We start from the raw sequence: 18,842 nt of genomic DNA, 5'->3' as shown, positions 1-18,842 counted from the left end.
GGGAGCCTTGTGGGCGCGCCGCACGTCGGTGCGGGGACGTGTGCGGCGCGCCCGTGCTCCCTGCTATGCGTCCTTCCGGAGCGTCCGGATCAGTAGACCGATGCGCCGAAGTAGCTCAGCGCCTCAGTGGCCGGCTGGAAGAACGTCGTCCCGCCGGACGAGCAGTTGCCGCTGCCGCCGGAGGTGAGCCCGATCGCGTCCGAGCCGTCGAACAGCGGGCCGCCGCTGTCGCCGGGCTCGGCGCACACCGTCGTCTCGATCAGGCCGTTGACCGTGCCCTCGGCGTAGTTCACGGTCTGGTCCAGGGCGGTCACCTGGCCGTCGTGCACCTGGGTGGTGCTGCCACTGCGCTGGACGGTCTGGCCGACCGTCGCCTCGGCGGCGCCGGTGATGTCCTGGGTGTCGCCGTAGAGGCTGACGGTGCCCTGGGTGTCGGTGGGGGTGCTGGAGTACTTCACCAGACCGAAGTCGTTGTCCGGGAAGCTGCTTCCGGCGGTGTCCCCCAGCTTCTGGGAGCTACCCGAGTCGGCGTACCAGGTCGCGCCGATCTCGGTGCAGTGGCCGGCGGTGAGGAAGTAGTACTCGCTTCCCTTCTTGACGTTGAAGCCGAGCGAGCAGCGGCCACCGCCGGTGTAGATGGCCTCGCCCCCCGCGGTGAACGGGCGGAAGGTGCCCGCGACCTTTTTGGTGCGGATCGCGGCGCCCTGCTTGGCCGCCGCGGCCTTCACCTTGGACAGGCTCTTGCCCTTGACGCTGCTGTCCAGCGACAGCACCACCTGGTTGGCGGCCGGGTCGACGGCCCAGGCGGTGCCGGGCACGGTCGCGTCCCGCTTGAGCGCGGCCATGACCTTCTTCAGGTCGGCGCCGCTGCGGGCCACCGTCTTCGGTTCCGCGCCGGCGGCGCGCACGCTCTGCGCCGCGCCGGCGTCGGTGACCGTGACGACGAGCTTGCGGGTGGCCCGGTCGATGTAGGCGCCGGCGGTACGGGTCCCGAGGGTCCCGGCCAGGGAGCGCGCCACCTTGGCCTGGTCGGCCTGGGGGGTGGGGCCCGCCGGTCCGGCGGGGGCCCCGGTCGACGCATTCGCGCCGGCCGTGGCGATGAGGGTGGTCGCCATGAGGCCGGCCGCCGTCCCGATGACGACGGTTCCGCGGATGCGGGCGTGGCGGATCTTCACTGAGCCTCCAGAGGGGAGCGGGTGCGCCCGAGTGGCGCACCGGAGGTCACCGACATCGTGGAAGACCGCCAAGTCCCGTGAAAGGCCGGAATGTGCTTAATCCGCCCCTTGTGCGTTGGCAGATTGGGTGCGGGAGACTGGTCGGATTTCGGGGATGATGCCCCCTTTGGCCGGATTATCATTGCCTGATAAGTCCGGTATCGCCCTGAACGGGCCTCCCCGGAACCCCTCCTCCGTCGTAAAGTCGGAGGCGGCGGGGGCCGGACGTAAGACGCGGACCCTCCGCCCCCGGTTCCCCTGGGGAGTCTCCATGGGTGTCGAGATCCGGGTGGAAGGGCTCAGAAAGTCGTTCGGCCGACAGGTCATCTGGGAGGACGTGAGCCTCACGATCCCCGCCGGAGAGATATCCGCCCTGCTGGGGCCATCCGGAACGGGAAAATCGGTCTTCCTGAAGAACCTGGTCGGACTGCTCCGCCCCGATCGGGGTCACGTCTATGTCGGCGGCGGCGACGTGCCGCGGCTGAACGAAAACGATCTTTATGCGCTGCGCCGGAAGTTCGGCGTGCTGTTCCAGGACGGCGCGCTGTTCGGCTCGCTGAACATCTTCGACAACATCGCCTTCCCGCTGCGCGAGCACACCAGGAAGCGCGAGTCGGAGATCCGCCGGATCGTCGAGGAGAAGATGGAGATGGTCGGCCTGACCGGCGCCGGCGGCAAGCTCCCCGGTGAGATCTCCGGCGGGATGAAGAAGCGCGCCGGCCTCGCCCGCGCCCTGGTCCTGGACCCCGAGGTGATCCTCGCCGACGAGCCCGACTCCGGCCTGGACCCGGTCCGTACCGCCTACCTCAACCAGCTCTTCGTGGACCTCAACGCCGAGCTCGGCGCCACCTTCCTGATCGTCACCCACGACATCGGCACCGCCCGGGTGCTGCCCGACAACCTCGGGCTGCTGTTCCGCCGCGGGCTGGTCATGTTCGGACCGCGGGAGATGATCCTGTCTAGCACCCACCCGGCGGTCAACCAGTTCTTCAACGCCCGCCGCCAGGGCCCGATCGGGATGGCCGAGGAGAAGGACGCGGCCCAGATCGAGGACGAGGGGGCGGCGCCGCCCGCCCTGCCGGCCCCGATCCAGCCGCAGCTCATGCCGAGCGACGGGCGGGTGCGGCCGAGCATGCGGCGGCCGGGCGAATGGCTGCGCGACCACCGGGTCAAGGCGCCGCCCGGCTCGTTCATCGACAACGAGGGCCGCGACTGGCTCACCGGCTGGGACGGGCTCACCGCCGCGCACCAGCGCCCGCAGTGACACGACCGCCCCCCGGCCCGGCGCCCGACGGGCCGGGGGCGCGAAGATGATCCGGTGACATTGCTGCTGAACCGTTCCGACCTCGAGTCCGTCCTCGACCCGGCGCGGTGCCTGGAGGCGCTGCGCCGGGGCTTCACCGCCGAGCCGGGGGAGGTGCCGGCGCGCCGGGTCATCGTCCCGCTGCCGGGGCCGGGGACCGCCACCACGCTGATCCCCGGGCTCGTCGAGGGCGTCCCCGCATACACCGTGAAGGTGAACGCCAAGTTCCCCGGGAGCCGTCCCGCGCTGCGCGGCGTCGTCGCCCTTCACGACCTCGGCACCGGCGAGACCCTCGCGCTGCTCGACTCCGCGACCGTCACCGCGTGGCGCACCGGCCTGGCCGCCGCGCTCGGCACCCACGCGCTGGCCCGCGGCGGCGCGGCCACGGTCGCGGTCGTCGGCGCGGGCGCGCAGGCCGAGCTGGTGCTGCGCGGGCTGGCCGCGCTCCGGCCCGTCCGCGCGCTCACCGTGTCCGACCTGGACGAGGACCGCGCCGCGGCCTTCGCCGGACGGCACGGCGCCCGCCTCGGCATCGCCGCGGCCACCGAGGCCGACCCCCGCGCCGCCGTCCGGGACGCCGGGATCGTCATCACCGCCACCTGGGCGCGCGACCCCCTCCTGCACGCGGCCGACGTGGCGCCGGGCGCGCACGTCACCTCGCTCGGCGCCGACGAGCCCGGCAAGGCCGAACTCGGCGCCGACCTGCTCGCGGGCGCCCGCGTCGTGGTCGACGACGTCGCCCTCGCCACCGAGATGGGCGTCCTGGCCGGCGCCGGGCCGGACGCCGCGCGGGCCGCCGGCACCCTGGGCGCGGTGCTGCGCGGCGAGGCGCCCGGACGGGCGGCGGACGGCGAGGTCACCGTCTACGCGCCCGTCGGCCTGCCCTGGCAGGACCTGGCGCTCGGCTGGACGGCCTACCAGGCGGCCCGGGAGGCCGGCCGGGGGACCGACTACGACTTCCTTGATTGAAACACGTTCTACTTGTGTCTAGGCTGGCCGGACCCGGCGCAGGGAGGCACAGTGGTCCTGGAGCGGTTCCGAGTCGACGGCAAGGTCGCGGTGGTCACCGGGGCGGGCCGCGGGATCGCCGGGTCGCGGGCCGCGGCTACCTCGCCTACGGCAGCGCCAAGGCGGCCCTCGCGCACTACACCCGCCTCGCCGCGCTCGACCTGGCCCCCAAGGTGCGGATCAACGCCGTCGCCGTCGGATCGGTCGCCACCTCGGCGCTCGACATCGTGACGTCCAGCGACGAGCTGCGCACCCGGATGGAGGCTGCGACGCCGCTCGGCCGCATCGGCGAGCCCGAGGACGTCGCCGCCGCGGTCGTCTACCTGGCCTCCCCGGCGTCCGCCTACGTGACCGGCACCCTCCTGCGCGTGGACGGCGGCATCGACACCCCCAACCTCGACCTCGGCATGGAGGACCTGTGACGTACCGCGTCGTTCAGTGGAGCACGGGCAACGTCGGCCGCAACGCCATCGCGGGGATCGACGCGCACCCGGGCCTCGAGCTCGCCGGCGTCTGGGTGTCCAACCCGGCCAAGGCGGGCCGGGACGCCGGCGAGCTCGCCGGGCTCGGCCCCCTCGGCGTCGCCGCCACCACCGACGAGGCCGCCCTCCTGGCGCTGCGTCCCGACTGCGTCGTCTACACCGCGATGGCCGACGTCCGCATCTTCGAGGCGATCGACGACCTGTGCCGCATCCTGCGGTCCGGCGCGAACGTGGTCTCCAGCAGCCCGGTCTTCCTCCAGTTCCCGGACGGCGTCGTCCCGCCCGAGATGGCCGACCCCGTCCGGCGGGCGGCGGCGGAGGGCGGCGCGTCGGTGTTCGTCAACGGCATCGACCCCGGCTTCGCCAACGACGTGCTGCCGCTCGCCCTCACCGGCATCAGCGAACGCGTCGACGAGGTCCGCTGCCTGGAGATCCTCAACTACGCCACCTACGACCAGGCCACGGTCCTGTTCGACATCATGGGCTTCGGCCGCGCCCTCACCGAGACCCCGATGCTTCTCCAGCCCGGCGTCCTGACGATGGCCTGGGGCAGCGTCGTCCGGCAGCTCGCCGCCGGACTCGGCGTCGCGCTCGACGAGGTCACCGAGCACCACACCCGCCTCCCCGCGCCCGAGACGTTCCAGGTCGCGTCCGGCACCATCGAGGAGGGCACCGCCGCCGCGCTCCGCTTCGAGGTCGCCGGCATGCTGGACGGCCGCGCCGTGGTCGTCCTGGAGCACGTCACCCGCCTCCGCGACGACCTCGCGCCCGACTGGCCCCAGCCCGCCGGCGCCGGCTGCTACCGCGTGGTGGTGAAGGGCGAGCCCGACTACACCCTCGACCTCCAGCTCCTCGGCGGCGACGGCGACCACAACACCGCGGGCCTCAAGGCCACCGCGATGCGCCTGGTCAACGCCGTCCCGGCCGTCGTGGAGGCGCCGCCCGGCCTCCTCACCGCGCTGGACCTGCCCCTCATCCCGGGCCGGGGCCTCCTCCGTTAGGCGGTGTTTCGAAGCCCGGCCGGGCTCCGCCGGCCGCTCGGGTCAGAGCCCCTCGCGGTGGGCCATCGCGGCGGCCTGGGTGCGGCTGGAGGCGCCGAGCTTGGCCAGGATGTTGGAGACGTGGACGCTGGCGGTCTTGGGGGAGATGAACAGGGCCGCCGCGATCTGCTTGTTGTTGCCGCCCTCGGCGACGAGCTTGAGCACCTCGCGCTCGCGGACGGTCAGCGCGGCGAACGGGCCGGGCCGCGGCGCGGGCCGCGCGGAGCCGAGACGGGCGCGGGTGCCGAGAGCGCGCAGCGCCCCGAGCAGCGGGACGGCGCCGAGCCGCTCGGCGGTGGCGACGGCGGCGGCCCACTCGGCGGCGGCCTCGTCGCGCTCGCCCCGCTCGGCCAGCGCCTCGGCGAGGCGCCAGCGGGACCGCGCGACCTCGTAGACGAAGCCGTCGCCGCCGTAGGTGAAGGCGCCGGTGGCCTTCCGCCAGAGGTCCGGGTCATGGACGCCGCGGACGCGGCGGTGCTCGGCCTCGGCGCGGGCGAGCCAGGCGTGCCCCTCCAGGCCGAGCCACGCGCGGGGCCGGTCGTCGTGGGTGGTGACCGCGACCTTGCGGGCGCGCTCGATCAGGACGTCCGAGGCGGCGGCGGCCTCGGCGACGGCGGCGCCGTCCCCGGCCGCGCGGGCCCGGGCGGCCCGCTCGGCGTGCGCCCACAGGCCGGTCGTCGCGATCCTGATGACCCCGGTCTCGTAGGGGTAGAGCATGTCGAGGACGGCGGTCACATGCGCGAGCGCCGCGTCCGGGTCGTCCCGCCACAGTGCCTGCTCGGCGGCGAGGCCGCGGGCGACGAAGGCCAGGAACTGGTCGTCGGCCCACAGCGGCTCGATCCAGCGGAGCCGCTCGTCGGCCGTGCCGCTGCCCTGGGCGACCTCCACGAACAGCGCGTACGCCGACACCTGCGCCTCGGGCGGCCGGACGACCTGCGCGCCGAAGTCGTCAGCCAGCTCGGTCGCCCGCGCCCAGTCGCCGGTCGTGTAGTGGACCAGGTACTGAAGGCAGCGGAGTGTGGTGCCGAACGAGCTCCAGCCGAGTCCGTTGCGCAGCGTCAGCCGGACGCCCTCGTCGGCCGCGCGCGCCGCACCGGCCAGGTCGCCGCGGTCGAAGACGGTGCGGGCGCAGTGGAAGGAGGCGCGCAGGGCCACCGGATGGTTCTCGTCGGCGAGGGCGAGGTCGCGGGCCTTGGCGAAGAGCCGGGCCACGCCGCCGTCCGGCCCGGAGCGGAGCGAGGATCCCCCGGGTGAGGGCTCGTCGGCCTCGCGGGACTCGCGGTAGATGCCGAGGGTGACCAGCGCGCTGGCCTCGGCGTCCCTGGCCCCGGCGGCGCGGGCGGCGGCGATGGTCTGCTCGGCGAATCCGGGGAGTTCGCTGTCGTCGTCCCGGATCAGCAGGGTGCGGGCGTAGGTCGCCATCGCGGCGGCCCGCTCCAGCGTCGGCGGGTCGGCCGGGAGCATGGTGACGGCGGCGCGGGCCATCTCGATCGCCTCGGTGTCCTCGTCGATGTCGCCGAGGGCGGTGGCCAGGTGCTCGCGGATCTGGACGCCGAGCCGGACGTCGGCGGGATCGGCGGCCTCCAGCAGCCGGCGCAGCCGCGAGACGCCGCGCCGGATCTCGCCCGCGCGCTCGTACGCGCGGACGGCGGCGAGGGAGAACCGCATCCGGTCGGTCCCGGCGACCTCCTCGGGGCCCTGGACCGCGTCCCACAGCGACAGTGCGCGGTCGAAGTGCTCGTGGGCCTCGGCGGGCGCGCCGACCCGTTCGGCCTCGCGCCCGGCCCGCACGGACGCGGCGAACGCGGCGGGCAGGTCGTGCGCGGCGAGGCTGTGGTGGGCCAGCTCGGCGGCCGAGCCCTGCCGCCCGCCGGGCATCGCGGCCAGCAGCCGCGCGAAGTCGGCGTGCAGCCGGGTGCGCTCGCCGGGCAGGAGGTCGGCGTAGACGGCCTCGCGGAGCAGGGCGTGCCGGAAGGTGTAGCCGACCGCGCCGTGCGGCGAGAGGAGCTGGTGGGAGACGACCTCGCGGAGCGCCTCGCCGACCGCGGCCTCGTCCAGCCCCGACACCTGCCGGACGAGCTCGTCGTCGATGCGGCGCCCGGCGACGGCGGCGACCCGCACGACCCGCTGGGCGTTCTCGGAGAGCCGCTCCATCCGGGACAGCAGCAGGTCGGCGAGCCCCGCGGGCAGCTCCTCTCCGCTGCTCGCGGCCGAGTAGAGCTCGCCCGCATAGAACGGGTTGCCCTCCGAGCGCAGGTGGACCCGTTCGATCTCCTCGGCGGACGGCGCGGCGCCGGAGCCGAGGGCGGTCAGGTACTCGGCGGTCTCGCCCGGTCTGAACGGCCGGACCTCGACGGCGGACACGTTCGGCAGCCGCAGCAGCTCGGCGACCAGCGGGCGCAGCGGATGCCGCCGGTGCAGGTCGTCGGTGCGGTACGTGCCGATCAGGCAGACCCGCTCGCGCTGCAGGACGCGGCTGAGGAACGTCAGCAGGTGCCGGGTGGAGCTGTCGGCCCAGTGCAGGTCCTCCAGCACCAGCAGCACCGGCCGCTGCCGTCCGAGCTCGCCGAGCAGCCCGAGCACGGCGCCGAAGAGCTGCTGCTGCCCGAGCTCGGACGCGCCGCCGGGGACGCCGTCGCCGTCGGGCAGGAGGCGGCCGAGCACCGGGCGGGAGGCCAGCGCGGCCCGGATCGCCTCCGATTCCGGCGGGGCGGGCTCGGACGCGCCGCGGGCGGCGGTCCACAGCGCGTCGGTGAGCGGCAGGTAGGGCATGCTCTCGCCGAGCTGGGCGCACTGCCCGACCAGGACGGCGCAGTCGCGGTCCCGCGCGGCCCGGCACAACGCGCCGACCAGGTGCGTCTTGCCGACCCCGGCGTCCCCGCCGACCAGGACGACCCCGGCGCTGCCCGCCGCGGCCCGGTCGAGCGCGGCGGTGAGCTCGCCGAGTTCGGCGGCCCTGCCGATCAGCACGGGGCGCCTCCGGAGGGCGCGCCGTCGTCCTGCCACTGGATCATGTTGCACATTATCCCACCTGGCGTGGGAGCTCAGAATTGCCCGTTCTGCCTGGTCCGGCGGGTGACGTGATGCGGAGCACGTCGAACGGTCCGTCCCCCTGCCGCCGCCGGCGCCGCGGCGCCCGTGAAGAACGCGGGCCCCCGATCCTCGGGGGATCGGGGGCCCGCGTTTCGGAGGGGGTCACGCCGTGGCGGCGGCCTTCTCCGCCTCCGTACTCCCGCCGTCCCCGGCGCTCTCGGCGGTGCCGGCGTCCTCGGCGTCCGGCTCGACCACCGGCCGGGGGAGCACCTGGGCGTACTCGCGCAGCGTCTCGGCGGCGATCCGGCTCCACGAGTAGCGGGACCGGGCGCGGTCGGCCGCGGCGATCGAGTAGCCCTTGAGCGTGGTCTGCTCGGCGAGCAGCCGGCGCAGCTCGCGGCCGATCACGACCGGGCGGCCCGCCGGGACGTGCAGTCCGGTGATCTTGTCCAGGACGGCGTCGGTGTTCCCGCCGGCCTTGACCGCGACCACCGGGACGCCGCACGCCATCGCCTCCAGCGGCACCATCGCGGAGGGCCGGTGCGGGGCGAGGCACAGCGCCAGCCGGGCGGTGCGCAGCAGCTTGGGCAGCGACCGGCGGGGCACCCGGCCGAGGAAGATCACCCGGTCCGCGACGTGCAGCTCCTTGGCCAGCAGGATCAGCCGGTGCACCACCGGGTCGTTCTCCAGCTCCTCGCGCTCCGGGCCGCCCGCCACCGTCAGCTCGGCGTCCGGGACGTGCACCAGGGCGCGGATGCCGGTGGCGACGTCGCCGGCCTCCAGGTCGCGGCAGACCATCACCATCCGGTCCCGGTCGCCGCGCGGCATCGCCGGGCCGGTCTGCGCGAACTGCTCGCCGTCCACCCCGTACGGGACGACGGCGATTTTCGTGCGCGGCACGCCCAGCCGCACCGTCTGGCCGGCCTCCTCGGCGTGGCCCGCCAGCACGGCGGCCGAGCCGGTCCCGATCGCCTTCTCCAGCCGGGCCCGCGCGGGGTGCACGGCGCCGCCGGAGCGGCGCTCGCCGATCGCGAGGCCGTGGTTGCTCTGCACGAACGGGATGTCGAGCTCGCGGGCGACGGCGCAGGCCGCCAGCCCCGCCACCCAGCCGTGCGCGTGGACGATGTCGGGGCGTCCGGAGCCGGACCAGCGGCGGCGCAGCCCGTCGGCGAAGTCGCGGACGTGGTCGAGGGTCTCGGCCTCGCCGAGGGGACGCGCCGGGCCCGCCTCGATGTGGTGGAGCGAGGCACCCGGCCCGATCCGCGACCGGGTGCGGGCGGCGCCGTCCTGCCGGCGCGCGCAGACGGTGACGTGGTTGCCGGGCTCGTCCTCGCGGGCCGGGCGGGCCAGGGCCAGCGCGAGCTCCCGGACGTGGACGGCGTCGACACGCTCACCGTCGAAATCGGCGGTGGACACGAGGGAGATGTTCAAGGGGTGCGACATGACGAGACCTCCGGGTCGACACGAGGGAAGACTGGAGGTATCTGCGTCTTAGACACCTGCTCGCCCCATGGTCTGTCCGCCAGGCGCCTCCGCGAAACCCCGGAACGCGTCCGATCCGCGCGACCCCTGGTCAGAGACGGGAACCGTGACGGGTGTCACCACGTCTGACGTGGATGCGTCCTCTGCGTCCTGCCCTCGCGCTCGGCTGCCTCGCGGCCGTCGCCCTCACCGCGGCCTGCGGCTCCGGCGGGCCGGAGGTGCGCGTCGCGCGCGCAGACCCGGCCCCGGTCCGCGCCGCTGATCCGCGCACCGCCGCCCGCGCCGACACCGCGTTCGGCCTGGACCTCCTCGCGGCCTGGTGCGCGCAGGACCCCGCCGCGAACCTGGTGCTGTCGCCGAGCAGCATCGCCGGCGGCCTCGGCATGGCCTACCTGGGCGCGCGCGGCGCGACCGCCAAGGCGATGGCCGCCGGGCTGCACCTGCCGGACGGCGATCCGCTGCCCGCGCTGCACGCCCGTGCCCAGGCGCTCGCGACGCTGAACGGCGAGAAGACCACGGTGAGGACCACCGACCAGGTCTGGTCCGACCTCGCCCTCCCGCCCGACGGCGGCTACCTCTCGCGGGTGGCCACCGGCTACGGCGCCGTGCTGAAGCGGCTCGACATCCAGGGCGACCCCGACGGCGCCCGCCGCGCCGTCAACGAGGCGATCGAGACGTCCACCGCGGGCCAGATCCCCGACCTGCTGCCGCAGGGCTCGGTGACCCGGGACACCGGCTGGCTGCTCACCGATGCGGTCTACCTCAAGGCGCGGTGGGCCGACGAGTTCAAGCGCTCGCACACGAGCCCCGCGCGCTTCACGACCGCGGCCGGGCAGGCGGTCCGGACGCCGACGATGAGCCGGGAGGCGTCGTTCGGCTACGCGCACGTCCAGGGCTGGACGGCCGTCGACCTCCCCTACGCCGGCGGACGGCTCAGCATGACCGCCCTGATGCCCGACCCCGCCGCGACTCCCGGTTCCGCCGCGACCTCCGGCTGCCCGCGCCTCGACGCGTCCACGCTCGGCCGGGTGACCGGCGCGCTGCGGCCCGCGCGCGTCGATCTGGCGCTGCCCAAGGTCAGGCTGCGTTCCCGGCAGAACCTCCGGCCCCTGCTCAGCGGGCTGGGGATGGGCGTGATGTTCTCCGGCGGCGCCGACTTCACCGGCATCTCGCCAAAGGCGGCGCGGGTCGCGTTCGTCCAGCACGCCGCGACCCTGCTGGTCGACGAGAAGGGCACCGAGGCCGCCGCCGCGACCGCGACCGGGGTGCAGGCGGGCGCGGCGCCCCCGCGGGCGGCGCTCGAGGTCGCCTTCGACCGTCCCCACCTGCTGCTCGTCCGCGACACCCGGACCGGTGAGCCGCTGTTCCTCGCCCGCGTCGCCGACCCGTCCAGGACCTGACCCGCTGCTAGGTTCGGGACATGGACGTCGGTGACGTGGTGGACGACTTCGAACTTCCGGACGAGACGGGCGAGCCGCGCACGCTGAGCGGGCTGCTGGAGGACGGGCCGGTGGTGCTCTTCTTCTACCCGGCCGCGATGACCCCCGGCTGCACCGCCGAGGCGTGCCACTTCCGCGACCTGGTCGCCGAGCTCGCCGAGGTCGGCGCGCACCCGGTCGGGATCAGCGCGGACGCGGTGGGCAGGCAGAAGGAGTTCGCCGAAAAGCACGGCTTCGGGTACCCGCTGCTGTCGGACCCGGGCGGCGCGGTCCGGGCCCGCTTCGGGGTCAAGCGCGGGTTCGCGCTCGCGCCCACCCGGCGCCAGACCTTCGTCATCGGCACCGACCGCCGCGTGCTGGAGATCGTCAAGAGCGAGGTCCGGATGAACGCGCACGCGGACCGCGCCCTGGCGGCGCTCCGCGGCGCCGGGGCCTGAGACCGGGGCGGCGTCCGGCCGGTGTTTCCAAGCCCGGCCCGGTGTCCTCGCCTGGCGGCTCGGACGCCGACCTGGCTTGGGCGAGCGCGGCATCGCTTCGCGATCTGGCCGGTCGGGCTCGCCTCCGGCTTCGCCCCACCGGCCAGGTGGCGCGCTCGCGCGACGGCTGAGGCACTTTGAGACACGCCTAGCCCGCTTCGCCCGGCCCGTTGGGCTCGTCCGGCCCGTTGGGCTCGTCCGGCTCGTCCGGTTCGGGCGCCGGGACGATCGGCAGCACGATCGCCGACGCCCGGCCGGGCTCGTGGAAGATCTCCTGGGCCGCGATCCGCATCTCGGTCGCGGTGCCGATCGGCTCGCCGGTGCCGGTGTTGCGGGCCACCCGCGGGTAGGCGCCGCTCGCGACCTGCACCCGCACCCGGTTGCCGCGCTTGAACCGGTGGCCCGCGGGCCACAGCTCCACCGCCACCCGCCGCACCCCGTCCGCGTCCGGCTCGGGCGCGCCGGGGAGCAGCCGCCGCATCCCCTCGCAGAGGTTGTACGACTCGCCGCCGGGCGTCACCTCGCACAGCCGCACCACGAAGTCGGTGTGCGAGCGGTCGGACCGGACGAACAGCTCGGCCGCGACCGGCCCGATGATCTCCATATCGTCGTCCAGCTCGGCGGAGGTGTAGGTCAGCACGTCCTGCCGGCGCTCCAGCCGCCGCTGGTCGGCCACCGGATGGTTCTCGCCGAGCAGCGTGGGCCCGCCGAGGAACGGCGTCGGGTGCGTCGGGTCGTACCGGTAGGCGTCGGGCTCGGACGCGGGCGGCTCGCCGGGGGCCAGCGCGCCGCCGGGCTGGAGGTGCCACCGCTGCTCCCGCATGCCCGGGACGGGCCAGTCGGGGAACTCGCGCCACTCGTCCGCACCGGTGATGAGCAGCCGCACCGGCTGCTCGCGCAGGTCCGACGGGTCGTCCAGCAGGTGCGCGCGGAACCAGGTCACGGCCTCGCCGACCGAGTCGCGCATCATCCGCTGGTCGGCGTGGAACCACGGGCCGATGGTCAGGTACGGGCGGTGCCCGGCGGCGCGCAGCGCGGCGTAGTCCTTGAGCTGCCAGGGCAGGAAGATGTCGTACCAGCCGCCGGTCATGTTCACCGGCGCCCGCACCCGCGCCACCGTCGGGCTGAAGTCGCGCTTGTCCCAGAACGGGGTGTCGGGCCCGCTGACCAGCAGATCCTGGAAGAACCGCTGCTGCTCGCCGGTCGCGAGCCGGTCGAGCTCGCCGAGCGGCCGGCCCGACAGCGCGGCGCGGCGGGCCCGGCGCGGCGACATGATCCCGGTGGTGATCCCCGACAGCGGGTTCTTCATCCGGGCGGTGAGGTCGACCCAGATCAGCGTCGACTCCAGCGCGAAGGTGCCGCCGACGTTGATGGCCTCGCGGAACTGCGACGCGGTGACCTGCATCGACAGCGCCTTCAGTGCGGGTCCGGCCTCGGCGGCCACCGCCCACTGCACGTAGCCGAGATAGCTCGGGCCGTGCATGGCGAAGGTGCCGCCGAACCACGGCTGCTCCTTGAGCCAGGCGATCGTGGCGAGCCCGTCCTCGTGCTCGTCGAGGGGCTCGAACACCCCGCCCGAGCCGAAGCCGCCGCGCACGCTCTGCACCACGGCCTGGAAGCCGTGCGAGGCGAACGTCTGCCCGCACATCAGCCCGAACGGCCCGCGCCGCCCGTACGGGGAGCGGACCAGGACGGTCGGGGGCCGCTCGACGTCGACGGGCGCGTGCCGGTCGGCGAGCAGCACCACCCCGTCGGAGGCCGGCACCTCCAGGTCGCGCTCGACCGTCACCCGGTGGGGGCCGTTCCGCAGTCCCAGCGCCGTGGCCCCCCAACGGCGCATCATGCCGACGCCTACCACCTGATCGATCGTAACGGGCGGCGCCGGCGGTCCGTCGGTCCGGGCACCCCCGGCATTCCCGGACGGGGCACGGCGGGGCCGGGCGTTCACTACGATCGGGCGATATTCGGACCAGTGGTGCACGGCTAACAATTGCCGCATACCCCATTTTTGCTACATACACCTACATTACGGGCGGCCGGACCGGCGCCCGGAGGGAGCGATCCACACCATGCCCGAGTCGGCGGAGCGCGCGGCGCGAGGGGTCTCATGAGCGATCACGTGAGCTGGGCGGAGATCCTGGCCGCGGTCGTGGTCATGCTGGTCGCGCTCGCCCTGGCGGTCGTCCTGCGGGTGCTGACGGGCCGGCTCTTCCGGCGGGCCGGCGACACCCGGTGGGCCTGGGACGACCTGGCCGCCCGGCTGATCCGCGACCTGGCGGTGCCGGTGGCGATCATCGGCGGCGCCTGGATCACCGCCAACGTGCTGCCGATGAAGTACGGCACCCGGCACGCCACCGCGCAGGCGCTGACCGCCGCGACCATCCTCATCGTCTCGCTGGCGCTGGCCCGCCTCATCGCCGGGATCGTCACCTCGGTCGCGCTCGCCCGGCAGGGCATGGCGTCCAGCGTCACGATCTTCGCCAACATCACCCGGGTGGTGGTGCTCGGCGTCGGCATCCTGGTGATGCTCCAGAGCCTCGGGGTGTCGATCACGCCGCTGCTCGGCGCCCTCGGCGTCGGCGGCCTCGCGGTCGCGCTGGCGCTCCAGGACACCCTCGCCAACCTGTTCGCCGGTGTGCACGTGCTGGCGTCCAAGACCATCGAGCCCGGCGACTACATCCGGCTGAGCAGCGGGCAGGAGGGCTACGTCGTCGACATCAACTGGCGCAACACCTCGATCCGCACCCTGTCGGACAACATCGAGGTGATCCCGAACCAGCGGTTCTCCGACACGATCCTGACCAACTACCACCGGCCCGCGCAGGACATGTCGCTGCTGCTCCAGGCGAGCGTCTCCTACGAGGCCGACCTGGCCGTGGTCGAGCGGATCGCCATCGAGGTCGGCGAGGAGGTGATGGCCGACGTCAAGGGCGGGGTGAAGGAGGCCGAGATCCTGGTGCGCTTCCACACCTTCGGCGAATCGGCGATCAACTTCACCACGATCCTGCGGACCGGCGAGTTCGGCGACCAGTTCCGCATCAAGCACGAGTTCGTCAAGCGCCTGCACCGCCGCTTCCGCGAGGAGGGGCTGGAGGTGCCCTACCCCCGCCGCAAGGTCGTCCTGGACGGCGGTCAGACCCTCGTGGCGGCCACCGGCGGCCCGCCGCCGGCCGGCTGACGCCACGGGCGAGCCGGTCGGGGCCGCGGCGGCCTCGACCGGCTCAGCCGCCGCTCACCCGATGAAGCGGACGTCGGGATGGCGCGGGGACGGACGGTCGAGCAGACGTCCGGGCCGTCCCCGCAGATGCCGGTCGAAGAACGCGGTGGTGTAGGCGCGCTGCGCCGCGACCATCCGGCCCGGGTCGACGGTGCCGATGAGGCCCTCGCGGTCCCCGGCGGGGATGCCGAGCCGCCGCGCGAGGCCCGGGAGGTACGCCTGGAGGTCGGTGTAGGAGTAGTGGGAGGCGCGCGGGACGTTGAGATCGCGCTTCCATCCGGCCGAGCGGTCCCAGAGCGATCCCCAGGACGGGCTGGTCAGGTGCGTCTGCGGGCTGCCGCCGGTCGCCGCGCCCATCAGCATGAACGGGCGGTCCAGCCCCTCGCGCGCGGCCTGGACGAGGTCGCCCTCGGCGTACTGCATGGTGCCGTCCATGTCGATGCCCGCGTCCACCCGCCGGTCGAGCCGCATGGCCTCGGCGGCCTGGATGCCTCCGGCGGAGTGCCCGGCCATGCCGACCGCCGACAGGCTGAGCGTCCGGCCGAGGCCGCGCGGGAGCGTCCGCCCCTCGGCGTCGGGGTTGGCGCCGCCGCGCAGCGCGGCGAGCCGGTCCAGGACGAACCGGGTGTCCTGGACCCGCGCCGCCAAGGCGGTGCGGAGCCGCTGCGGGCCCGATTCCGGCAACCTCTGCCCCTCGACCCGCCCGCCGGGGAACTCCACCGGGGCCGTCTCGTAGGTGTGGTCCATCGTCACCACCACGTAGCCGCGGCTGACCAGCTCCTCGGCCATGGAGGTCCCCAGCGCGCGGGGCACGCCGAACCCGGGGGAGTAGAGCACCACGGGCCGCGCCCCCTGCCGCGCGTCCACCGGCGCGGACTCGCCCGCGTGGGTGCGGGCGCCCGCCCAGTCGACCTGGCCGGGCTTGAAGACCCCCAGCGCGCCGGCCGCGTCGACCGCCCTCGCGGCTCCCGGCCGCAGGTACGGCGCGACGCGCCACGCACCGCCCGGTCGCGCGCCGCCTGATGGCGCACCGCCCCGCCGGGCCGGATACCAGACGCTGACCATGAGCTCCCGGGTCTTCCCGGCGACCCACGGATCGGGGCGTCCCTTGTCGACGAGGTGCAGCTCGGTGGTGCCGACGGCCTGACCGCCGGTCGGAGCGGGCAGCGAGAAGCCCGCCGGGGCGGCCCGTCCCGCGGCCGTCCTGACCGCGGGCTCGGCGGAACCGCATGCGGCGAGCCCGAGCGGGAGCACGGCCGCGGCGGCGAGGGCGGCCGTGCGCGGACGGCAGGGGTTGTTGGTCGATCGCATCCCCCGACCCTGCCGGCCCGGGCCGGGCCGCGGCCATGGACGAACGGCCCCGGCCGTACCCGACCTTGGTCAGGGGCGGACGATCGGCATCAGGATCTCGTCGACCCCCGACTCGAGGTAGGCGGCGTCGATCGGGGCGCCGTCGGTGAGCGAGTGGTAGACGATCACCGCGGGCCCGACGTCGGCCACCCGCCGGGCCACCGTCCCGCTCAGTGCCCGTCCCGCCTGGCGGCCTCGGCCGCCTCGAACCAGGCGAGGAACTCCTCGTTGCCGAACATCCGGGCGGTGTCGGCCGCCGAGGGCGTCCCGGCCCCCGGGTCGGCGCCGGCGTCGAGCAGGGCCCGCACCACCTCGGGCTCCTTCTTGAACACGGCACCGGCCAGGGGGCGCTGCCCCCGGTCGTTCGCCCGCTCGGGGTCGGCGCCCCGCCCGGCGAGGGCCCGCACGGTGCCGGCGTGGCCGTGGTAGGCGGCCAGCATGAGCAGCGTGTCGCCCTTGTCGTTGGAGAGGTTCGCCGGCACCCCGGCGTCGACGTACGCGCTCAGCCGCTCGGTCTCGCCCCGGCGGGCCAGGTCGAACAGCCGCGTCGCGAACTCCTCCAGCTCAGGATCGGCCTCGGTCATGAACCGCACCCTACTGCGGGCGTCCCTCGTCAGCGGGCCAGGCGTCCCGGTCCATGGTGTCGAGGACGAGCGCGCCGATGTTCCAGGCGTCGTCGACACCGCTGTGGTGCCGTCCCTCCAGCGGCAGCCCGGCGTGCTGGAGCGCGCCGTCCATGCCGAGCCTGCGCGCTCCCAGATCGGGGTGCGCGGCGGAGTAGGCCGCCTTGGCGTTGGTGTGCCGGCTCCCGAACGGGTAGCGGACCCGGGCGGTGCCGCACTGCCGCTCGAACTGCTTGCGGTCGTAGTCGCCCCAGCTCGCCCACGCCCGCGAGTGCGCGCGATGCTCGCGCTCCAGCAGGGCGCACGCCTCGGCGAAGCCGATCCCGGTGTCGACCTCCTCCTGGGTGAGCCCGGTGAGCTCGGTGCAGAACGCGCTGACGGTGGACTGCGCGGGCCGGACGAGGATCCGGTGGCGCTCGGTCCGCTCGCGGGTCCGCAGGTCGACCACGCACAGGCCGATCTCGATGATCTCGCTGACCTGCCCCGGCCCGTACGGCTTGTGCTGCCAGCAGGTGGCCTCGATGTCGATCACGTTGAGCAGGCGCCCGTGCGTTTCCATGCCGGGACGATACCGACCTTCCGGGCCGCCCCTCAATCGGATCTCCGGGCGCCGCCCGTTACTCCCCGCGCCGCGGCGCGTAGGAGTCCACGTACTGCTGCCCGGACAGCTCCTGGATGGCGTGCATGATCTGGTCGGTGGCCTTGCGGGCCGTGGCCTGGGTCGTCCGCTCGCCGGGCTTGGCGCGCAGCGAGAGGAAGTCCATGGGGGCGCCGATCCGGACGCTGAGCCGTCCGGGACGCGGGACCGTCCGGCCGGGCGGCTGCACCCGGTCGGTCCCCTCGATCGCGGCGGGCACCACGGGCGCGCCGGTCCGCAGCGCCAGCCTCGCCACGCCGGTGCGGCCCCGGTAGAGCCGCCCGTCGGGGGAGCGTGTGCCCTCCGGGTGGATGGCGAACACCTGGCCGCGTTCCAGTACCTCCGCCGAGGCGTCCATGGCGGCGAGCGCCGCGCGCCCGCCCGAGCGGTCGACCGCGATCGCGCCGACGCCGCGGAAGAAGGCCGCCTGGACCCGGCCCCGGATCCCCGGCTGGGTGAAGTACTCGTTCTTGCCGAGGAAGAACACCTGCCGGGGCACCATCAGCGGCAGCAGGAACGAGTCGCAGACCGCCAGGTGGTTGGCCGCCAGGATCACCGGCCCGCTCCGCGGGAGGTGCTCCAGGCCCTCGATCCGCGGCCGGAACGCCACGTGCATCGCGGGGCCGAGCACGACGTGCTTCATGAGCGGGTAGATCAGGCGATCAGCGTCCATGCCGGGAGGTTATGGTCCGCGTCCGCGCGAGCACCGTCGGTGCGCGATACAAGATGGCGCCGCAGAATTTGTCGACCAGAACTCTTGACAGGCTTTATCTCTCTCAACCGAGTCGTGCACCACTCGATAAGGCCACGTCGGGTCTCTCGGACGCCGCCGCGAGCAGGCCCACCAGGTCCGCCCCTGCTCCAACGCGACCCGGGCAACGTCCCGGTCGAGTTCGTCGTTGAGTAGGCCCGCCGACCGGCCGCCGCAGGCACGGGAGGCCCGTGCGGGGACGCATCACGTCCCCGCACGGGCCGGCCGGACGTCAGACGCCGAACGCCGTCGCGTAGCGGATGGTGCCGGAGGGCACCGGGCGCGCGGGGTCGAAGACGAGCGCCATCATGTTCTCGTCGGGGACCTCGAACGGCGGCCGGATGCCGTGGCCCGAGGCCGGGGTGAAGCCGAAGCGCGGGTAGTACTCGGCGTGGCCGAGGACGACGACCAGGTTCTCGTCCCGTTCCCGGGCGGCCCGCAGGGCGGCGCGGATGGCGGCCGAACCCGCGCCCTGCCTCTGGTGGCCGGGCCGGACGGCGCACGGCCCCAGGGCCAGGGCGGGGACGTCTCCGACATGGCACCGGGTGAGCAGTGCGAATCCGGCGATGGTCCCGTCGGGGGCCTGAGCGACCCAGGACAGGCCGGGAAGCCACGCCGCCGGGTCGGCGCGCAGGGCCTCGACCAGGTCGGCCTCCTCGGCGGTGGGGAAGGCGGCGAGGTTGACGTCGCGGATCGCGGCGACGTCGCCGCCGGACTCGGTGCGGGTCGTCCAGACGCTGTTCATGGTGGTGTGCGATTCCGTTTCGGTGTCAGAGGAGGAAGGGGT

At 74.5% G+C, this 18,842-nt stretch carries 17 protein-coding genes; 7 read left to right on the top strand and 10 right to left on the bottom strand.

The window, feature by feature from the left end:
• Positions 1-89: 89 nt before the first annotated feature.
• Positions 90-1,175 (bottom strand): S1 family peptidase, encoded by a 1,086-nt coding sequence (locus OHA34_RS09665; RefSeq protein WP_285940758.1) that lies wholly within the window; start codon positions 1,173-1,175, stop codon positions 90-92.
• Positions 1,176-1,485: 310 nt separating this feature from the next.
• Here OHA34_RS09665 and OHA34_RS09660 point away from each other — a divergent pair, with 310 nt between their 5' ends.
• From OHA34_RS09660 to OHA34_RS09645, 4 genes are read left to right on the top strand one after another with little or no spacing between them, the layout of a single operon-like run.
• Positions 1,486-2,478 (top strand): ABC transporter ATP-binding protein, encoded by a 993-nt coding sequence (locus tag OHA34_RS09660; protein ID WP_285940757.1) that lies wholly within the window; start codon positions 1,486-1,488, stop codon positions 2,476-2,478.
• A gap of 54 nt (positions 2,479-2,532) precedes the next feature.
• The gene (locus tag OHA34_RS09655; protein ID WP_329521399.1) at positions 2,533-3,486 is read left to right on the top strand and encodes an ornithine cyclodeaminase family protein; all 954 of its coding nucleotides are present in this window, start codon (positions 2,533-2,535) and stop codon (positions 3,484-3,486) included.
• Positions 3,487-3,500: 14 nt separating this feature from the next.
• The gene (locus tag OHA34_RS09650) at positions 3,501-3,947 is read left to right on the top strand and encodes an SDR family oxidoreductase (protein WP_285940755.1); all 447 of its coding nucleotides are present in this window, start codon (positions 3,501-3,503) and stop codon (positions 3,945-3,947) included.
• Positions 3,944-5,008, top strand: a complete 1,065-nt coding sequence (locus OHA34_RS09645) for an NAD(P)H-dependent amine dehydrogenase family protein (RefSeq protein ID WP_329521398.1) — start codon at positions 3,944-3,946, stop codon at positions 5,006-5,008. Before OHA34_RS09650 ends, OHA34_RS09645 begins: the two co-directional genes overlap by 4 nt.
• A gap of 42 nt (positions 5,009-5,050) precedes the next feature.
• Here the strand turns inward: OHA34_RS09645 and OHA34_RS09640 are convergent, their stop codons facing one another.
• Together OHA34_RS09640 and OHA34_RS09635 are read right to left on the bottom strand one after the other, a co-directional pair.
• Positions 5,051-8,017 (bottom strand): helix-turn-helix transcriptional regulator, encoded by a 2,967-nt coding sequence (locus tag OHA34_RS09640; RefSeq protein WP_329521397.1) that lies wholly within the window; start codon positions 8,015-8,017, stop codon positions 5,051-5,053.
• 225 nt (positions 8,018-8,242) lie between these two features.
• On the bottom strand, positions 8,243-9,523 hold the full coding sequence (locus OHA34_RS09635) for a glycosyltransferase (protein WP_285940752.1): 1,281 nt from the start codon (positions 9,521-9,523) through the stop codon (positions 8,243-8,245).
• 173 nt (positions 9,524-9,696) lie between these two features.
• Here OHA34_RS09635 and OHA34_RS09630 point away from each other — a divergent pair, with 173 nt between their 5' ends.
• Both OHA34_RS09630 and OHA34_RS09625 read left to right on the top strand, forming a co-directional pair.
• Positions 9,697-10,962: a serpin family protein gene (locus OHA34_RS09630; RefSeq protein WP_329521396.1), complete on the top strand. Its 1,266-nt coding sequence runs from the start codon at positions 9,697-9,699 to the stop codon at positions 10,960-10,962.
• A gap of 20 nt (positions 10,963-10,982) precedes the next feature.
• Positions 10,983-11,438: a peroxiredoxin gene (locus OHA34_RS09625; RefSeq protein WP_329521395.1), complete on the top strand. Its 456-nt coding sequence runs from the start codon at positions 10,983-10,985 to the stop codon at positions 11,436-11,438.
• A 187-nt stretch (positions 11,439-11,625) separates the two neighbouring features.
• On the opposite strand, the gene OHA34_RS09620 is transcribed toward OHA34_RS09625, so the two are convergent.
• Positions 11,626-13,320 carry a CocE/NonD family hydrolase gene (locus tag OHA34_RS09620; RefSeq protein ID WP_329521394.1) on the bottom strand — a complete coding sequence of 565 codons (1,695 nt, stop codon included), beginning with the start codon at positions 13,318-13,320 and terminating at the stop codon, positions 11,626-11,628.
• Between the two features lie 264 nt (positions 13,321-13,584).
• Between OHA34_RS09620 and OHA34_RS09615 the strand changes: the two genes are divergently transcribed.
• Positions 13,585-14,655 (top strand): mechanosensitive ion channel family protein, encoded by a 1,071-nt coding sequence (locus tag OHA34_RS09615; protein ID WP_329521393.1) that lies wholly within the window; start codon positions 13,585-13,587, stop codon positions 14,653-14,655.
• Between the two features lie 54 nt (positions 14,656-14,709).
• Here OHA34_RS09615 and OHA34_RS09610 read toward each other — a convergent pair whose 3' ends face one another.
• From OHA34_RS09610 to OHA34_RS09585, 6 genes are all read right to left on the bottom strand, one after another.
• Positions 14,710-16,005 (bottom strand): alpha/beta hydrolase family protein, encoded by a 1,296-nt coding sequence (locus tag OHA34_RS09610; protein ID WP_285940747.1) that lies wholly within the window; start codon positions 16,003-16,005, stop codon positions 14,710-14,712.
• Between the two features lie 69 nt (positions 16,006-16,074).
• Positions 16,075-16,206, bottom strand: a complete 132-nt coding sequence (locus tag OHA34_RS09605; protein WP_329521392.1) for a hypothetical protein — start codon at positions 16,204-16,206, stop codon at positions 16,075-16,077.
• A gap of 8 nt (positions 16,207-16,214) precedes the next feature.
• Positions 16,215-16,628 carry an ankyrin repeat domain-containing protein gene (locus OHA34_RS09600; protein ID WP_285940745.1) on the bottom strand — a complete coding sequence of 138 codons (414 nt, stop codon included), beginning with the start codon at positions 16,626-16,628 and terminating at the stop codon, positions 16,215-16,217.
• A gap of 10 nt (positions 16,629-16,638) precedes the next feature.
• Positions 16,639-17,226, bottom strand: coding sequence for a 3'-5' exonuclease (locus tag OHA34_RS09595; protein ID WP_329521391.1), 588 nt, complete (start codon positions 17,224-17,226; stop codon positions 16,639-16,641).
• 58 nt (positions 17,227-17,284) lie between these two features.
• Positions 17,285-17,977, bottom strand: coding sequence for a lysophospholipid acyltransferase family protein (locus tag OHA34_RS09590; protein WP_285940743.1), 693 nt, complete (start codon positions 17,975-17,977; stop codon positions 17,285-17,287).
• A 310-nt stretch (positions 17,978-18,287) separates the two neighbouring features.
• Positions 18,288-18,800: a GNAT family N-acetyltransferase gene (locus OHA34_RS09585; protein ID WP_285940742.1), complete on the bottom strand. Its 513-nt coding sequence runs from the start codon at positions 18,798-18,800 to the stop codon at positions 18,288-18,290.
• Positions 18,801-18,842: the final 42 nt, after the last annotated feature.

The organism is Spirillospora sp. NBC_01491 (assembly GCF_036227065.1).
Taxonomy (GTDB): domain Bacteria; phylum Actinomycetota; class Actinomycetes; order Streptosporangiales; family Streptosporangiaceae; genus Spirillospora; species Spirillospora xylanilytica.
Note: the sequence above shows the minus strand (reverse complement) of the source record. Positions and strands in the feature narration are given on the sequence as shown.